The organism is Gordonibacter pamelaeae 7-10-1-b, assembly GCF_000210055.1.
In the GTDB taxonomy this organism is placed as follows: Bacteria; Actinomycetota; Coriobacteriia; order Coriobacteriales; family Eggerthellaceae; genus Gordonibacter; species Gordonibacter pamelaeae.
This window is the reverse complement of record NC_021021.1, coordinates 1,987,945-1,991,798: the sequence shown is the minus strand read 5'-3', so window position 1 is coordinate 1,991,798 and position 3,854 is coordinate 1,987,945. Positions and strand designations below refer to the sequence as shown.

The window sequence follows — 3,854 nt, the reverse complement described above, 5'->3', positions numbered from 1 at the left end:
CGCGGCTTCTATGCGCGCCTGGGCTTCCAGGAGGTGGCGGTGCGGCCGGCCTACTACGAGGACCCGCCCGACGATGCCGTGGTCATGGCGCTCCCGCTGGAGTGAGCGCCGCGGGCGCGCTATTCGGCTCGGCGCGCTGCCGTCTCCTAGGCGGCGGCAGCGGGTTTATCGGCCGGCTTCCTCGGTGATGGTGTCCGACATGCCCACGGCCCACAGCATGTAGGCGTTCATGATGCGCGGCGACTTGTCGGCCAGGGTCTCGGTGTCGGCGGCGCTGGCCACCTCGCTCGCGCTGCGCAGGTGCTGTGGCCGGTAGGGCGGCCGCGGGGCGTAATGCGCGCGCCTCGCCACGAGCAGGGCGGGGAACGTCACGCCGGCGTTGTTGTACATGGTGGCGGCGTTGTTGTACAGGCGCTCGCAAGTGGGCAGGAGGCGGTCGGCCTCGTGCAGCTGCCCGATCGCCTCATGGGCGCAGTCGAGCGCGGCGATGCGCCGCATGTCGGCCACGGCGGAGAAGGAGCGCCACGCCCGGGCAAGCGCGCTGTCGGCCTCGGTGGCTGCTTCGGGCCCGTCCGCTCCCCGGCAGGCGGCCAGGGCTTGGCGGATGTCGGCGGTGGGCGCGTCTGCAAGCTCCCCGGCTGCATCCAGGGCATCGAGGAGGCGCAGGGAGGCATCCAAGCGCGCGGTTCGCTGCTCCTGCACGCGTCGCCAGGCGTCGCCGGCTTCCTCGTCGAGCCTTTGCAGGTTGCGGTAGAGCAGGATCATGATGGTGGTGAACCCGGTGGCGAGTACGACGAACGGCACGAGAATCGGCATGATAGACATGATGGCCCCCTTCGGAGTCGGCTGACGCCGCCATTATACGAAGGGGGCCCGGGGAAACCCTACCACTTCTGGTATGGTTCTGGAGTATGAAGTGGCACCGTGGCGCCCGTGCCGGGATGCTCGTCCGGCACGGTGATCGCCTAGAGCCCGGCGCGCGTGCGCACCTCGTCGATGCTGCGGCCGCACTTCGACAAGTCTCGGCCTGCCGAGCCTGCGAAGATGGCCAGGATGAACGCCGAGATCCACATCGCGCCGTTCACCACCATGTTGTCCGCCTCGATGATGCCGGCGTTCTCGAGCATCGGCTTTCCCAGCAAGATGAGCATCATGGCGGCAAGGGCTGCCAATATCTTTATGAGGTCGAGGCGCCGCCGTGCCTTGAGCCGCTCGATCTCGGCGCGCGCCTTCTCGATGCGCCCGTTGCCCTTCTTGCCCATGCGGGCCTCCTTCTCCCTCGAACCGGTCTGCCTGGTGCGTCCGGGGCCGTTGCCTGCCGCCTTAGCCTATCGAGCGGTCCACGGCCTCCTCGGCCACGGCCATGGGCACCGCCCCGGCCGATGCGACGAGGGGCGTGCCGGCTGCGCCGGGCACGATGTCGTCGAGCTCGTCCATGAGGTGCTGTGCCTTCATGCGATGCACCTCATGGATGGGCGTGCGGCCGAACTTCGCGTTGTAGATGAGGAACGTTGCCAAGCCGGTGAAGAACAGGCCCGCCACCGCCAGGAAGAACGATCCCAAGTGAGCGAGGCCCTCGCCCATCTCGCCCATCGCGAACGACACGCCCACATTGTACATGTTGTAGCCGCCCACGGGGATCATGACGCTGAAGCCCTGCCCGGCGAAGTTTGTAAGCGCGCCCGACACGCCGAGCGGCGCGAGGATGGCGCCGCAGAACCATGCCGTGAGCAGGATCCACACGGGCTGGCACTTCGGCGTGATGCCCTTCACCACCAAATACACCACCTGGAACAGCGCGCACAGCCCGCCGCCCACCAGGAAGGCCAGCGGGAACACCATCGCGGTCGTGTTCTTCTCAACAACCACGAGCGGCTCCGTGCCCATGGAGCCGCAGATGAAGCCGAACAGGATGCTCAACGCGGCAGCCACGGCGTTGAACCAGATGACCAGCCACAAGCCCTGCCACACCGCCTTGCCCGCGGTGGCGTTCTGCTTCGTCCAGGGTCCCACCATCTTCATGCCCACGGCCATGGCGAAGCCCGAGAACGGCAGCAGCGCGCCGAACGTGCCCCATTCCTCGACCAGCTGGTAGTTGGCGAAGCCGCCCAGCATGCAGCCGATGATGCCCATGCTGATGAGCGTCGATCCGCCGATGAAGAACTGCATGGGCGTGCCGGTGAGCACGTTCGTCCACACGGTAACGAGCGCCTGGGCGACGAGTGCGAGCACACCGCCGATCAGAAAACTGTAGATCACGGTCTTGTAGGCTTTCATCGAAGCAATACCCCCTGTAGGTTCCGATAACGTGACGTGCGCGAAAGCGCGAGACGCCGCCATTGTACCGGCGCGCGAGGGGGAGGGTATCGACCCGTGCGTACTAGCCCCTGTTGATTTTCGTCCACACGAGGGGATGAATCGTGCTGCGTTGCTGGGAAAATCCCAGGTGGGAATGCTGATGGGGAAGGATGGCGAAAGCGCTGGAAAGCAGGAGAGCCGGAAACGCGGCACGTTTCCGGCTCCTGTGTTTCAGACCTCTTCCAGTATAAGATGATATCTACTATTAGGCAATACCCGCAGAGATGATTTTTTCGCTAACCGAAAATTCACGTCGTTCTGCGGAATTGCCGTCTCCGTCTTGCGGCCCCATCGCGGCGCAAGCGTTGGGCGGAAGGCGGCAAGGGGGGGCGTCGCGCCCTCCTCTGGTCGGGTTGCCGGTCCGGCGCGCGCGGGAAACCTTGTCTGTCGAGAGCGGCCACGAAACGGGGATTTCGTCGCATGGTCAGGATAGGGGGTGCGGGTCGAAACAGATGTTTCACGTGAAACATCTGTTCGTTGATCAAAGGCGGCTGGCCGACGCTTCAGGCAGACGGGCGAGGGGCGCTACTCGCCGCGGCCGAACAGGGTGCGGGGTATGGCGGCGCGGGCGGCGGCGCGCAGCTCGGCGGCCTTCTCGGACGCCCAGAGCAGCCCGGGTTTCACGGCGGCTGCGTAGGCGACCTTCACGAAGGGACCCACGGCCAGCAGGTTCACGGAGAACGCCAGCAGGTAGGACAGGGGCAGGCTCTCGGCGTAGGCGAGCCAGGTGAAGCCGGCCGGGCCGTTAGAGATGAGCACGCCGAAGAACGTCATGAACGTCACCATGACCGACACGTTCACCAGCGTCATGGCGACCGTGCGCCTGAAACCGGCGAGGCCGGCCGGCACGACGGCGCGCGCCAGGCGGCCGACGAGGGGGTTCGTCACGACCGTGCGCACGAAGAGCGCGGCTACGAACGTGAGGGGGTACTCGTAGAGCACCTCCGAGAACGCGGCCAGCGACCGGTCGGACGCGTGGATCAGCCAGTTGAGCGTCACCATGCACGTGACCATGCAGAACACCATGAGCACCTGGAACGCGAGCTTGTCCTTCCCGCCGGCGGGCACGGGGACGGCGCCGCGGAGGGCGCGGGTGTAGGTGTTGTCGGGCAGAGGGCGTACGGCATGCAGAGACATGGGGTCCTTTCGGTCGTGGTGCGTATTCTCTTGTCGTTTCTTTCATGCGTCGTGCAGGGCCGCGGCAGGCGGCACAGGCGTTTGACGCGAGCTCGGCGAGGGTGTCTCCGCCGACGCAGGACGACCGACAGCGGGCGCCGGGCGCCGGGGCTGCATCGTAGATGTCGTCGATGATGAAAAAACGGGCAGCGCGTTAAGCGCATACGAATCCGAACTCATCGGATGCACCTAGTATACGGCACCGCGCCTCACCGGTGCCGGCATGTAAGTTCATCACCATTAACTTTTCACCGCATCAGGCGCCCTGCACCGCCCGCCGCGCACAGTCGGCCGCTCGCGGCTCGGGGCGTGCGGGGCCG

General features: G+C 66.2%; 4 protein-coding genes. All 4 read right to left on the bottom strand.

Annotation, left to right across the window (positions count from 1 at the left end):
- Nucleotides 1-165 precede the first annotated feature (165 nt).
- The 4 genes from GPA_RS09195 to GPA_RS09180 all read right to left on the bottom strand — a co-directional run bounded on the left by GPA_RS09195 (nucleotide 166) and on the right by GPA_RS09180 (nucleotide 3,495).
- The gene (locus GPA_RS09195) at nucleotides 166-825 is read right to left on the bottom strand and encodes a LemA family protein (RefSeq protein WP_015539696.1); all 660 of its coding nucleotides are present in this window, start codon (nucleotides 823-825) and stop codon (nucleotides 166-168) included.
- Nucleotides 826-965: 140 nt separating this feature from the next.
- Nucleotides 966-1,262, bottom strand: coding sequence for a hypothetical protein (locus GPA_RS09190; RefSeq protein ID WP_015539695.1), 297 nt, complete (start codon nucleotides 1,260-1,262; stop codon nucleotides 966-968).
- A 61-nt stretch (nucleotides 1,263-1,323) separates the two neighbouring features.
- Nucleotides 1,324-2,277, bottom strand: coding sequence for a SpoVA/SpoVAEb family sporulation membrane protein (locus GPA_RS09185; RefSeq protein WP_015539694.1), 954 nt, complete (start codon nucleotides 2,275-2,277; stop codon nucleotides 1,324-1,326).
- A 606-nt stretch (nucleotides 2,278-2,883) separates the two neighbouring features.
- The gene (locus tag GPA_RS09180; protein WP_015539693.1) at nucleotides 2,884-3,495 is read right to left on the bottom strand and encodes a hypothetical protein; all 612 of its coding nucleotides are present in this window, start codon (nucleotides 3,493-3,495) and stop codon (nucleotides 2,884-2,886) included.
- Between the last annotated feature and the right edge of the window lie 359 nt (nucleotides 3,496-3,854).

Bases quoted from the DNA above. Each gene is read 5' to 3' on its own strand.
- GPA_RS09195 (WP_015539696.1), bottom strand. From the start codon at position 825: ATGTCTATCATGCCGATTCTCGTGCCGTTCGTCGTACTCGCCACCGGG.
- GPA_RS09180 (WP_015539693.1), bottom strand. From the start codon at position 3,495: ATGTCTCTGCATGCCGTACGCCCTCTGCCCGACAACACCTACACCCGC.
- GPA_RS09185 (WP_015539694.1), bottom strand. From the start codon at position 2,277: ATGAAAGCCTACAAGACCGTGATCTACAGTTTTCTGATCGGCGGTGTG.
- GPA_RS09190 (WP_015539695.1), bottom strand. From the start codon at position 1,262: ATGGGCAAGAAGGGCAACGGGCGCATCGAGAAGGCGCGCGCCGAGATC.